The sequence below is a fragment of the Ruegeria sp. AH12 genome, from assembly GCF_056541465.1.
Genome location: NZ_JBQFYL010000121.1, coordinates 1 through 829 on the forward strand (window position 1 = coordinate 1; position 829 = coordinate 829).

Annotated in this window: 2 protein-coding genes; both read left to right on the forward strand. The window is 58.0% G+C overall.

Features of this window, described 5'->3' with window-relative positions; all coding sequences use genetic code 11:
* A partial coding sequence (locus ACR0EL_RS22050) for a transglycosylase SLT domain-containing protein (protein ID WP_480502295.1) occupies positions 1-468 on the forward strand: 468 nt, incomplete at its 5' end.
* A 9-nt stretch (positions 469-477) separates the two neighbouring features.
* Positions 478-829: FHIPEP family type III secretion protein (locus ACR0EL_RS22055; protein WP_480502296.1), on the forward strand; the 352-nt coding region annotated here is incomplete at its 3' end.

An 829-nucleotide genomic window follows, 5' to 3' on the forward strand; every position in this document is an offset into this window, starting at 1 on the left:
GTCAATCGTGAAGGACAGGGATATTGGTTTGCCTCCGAGGTTGAGGCAAAGTCTTACGTGTTCGACATCTTCAAATCCGGTGTACGCAGCTTTGACGTCGGTTGCTTTCAGATCAACTATCGCTGGCACGGAAAGGCTTTTCGCTCGATCGACGCGATGTTCGATCCGGATGAAAACGCAGTTTATGCGGCGCGGTTTCTGGCCCAGCTTTATGCGGAACTTGGATCATGGCCCGCCGCTGCCGGGGCTTACCACTCGCGCACGCAGCACCTCGCAGCCTCATATTCTGACCGTTTTCAGACGGTCCTGGCGCAGCTGGATGGCTCGGGCACAGCCCACGAACGCGATCCATTCACCGCATCTGCCAGCCCACTCATCCCGCTGAACGCTCACCCGGTCGGCCAGAACGCGCTGGGTTCACTGGTTCCCGAAACCTCTACAGCCACCGCCTTTATCGCTTTCAATTAGGAGCAGATAGTGCCCCGAATCGATCCCCGCACCTTGTTCTCTCCGACCATACTGCTGGCGCTGGCGCTGATGTCGGTCATCGTGATGATGATCCTGCCCATGCCAGCCTGGGTCCTGGATGTGGGGCTGGCGGCGTCCTTTGCGCTGGCGATCCTGATCTTCACATTGACGCTGTTCATCGAACGGCCACTGGATTTCTCATCCTTCCCGACGATCCTGCTGGCCTCGCTGATGCTGCGCTTGTCGCTGAACGTGTCTTCGACGAAGCTGATCATCGGTCAGGGGCATACTGGCACTAACGCCGCTGGCGATGTGATCGAAGGTTTCGCCCAGTTTGTCATGGGCGGCAGCATCTTTCTGG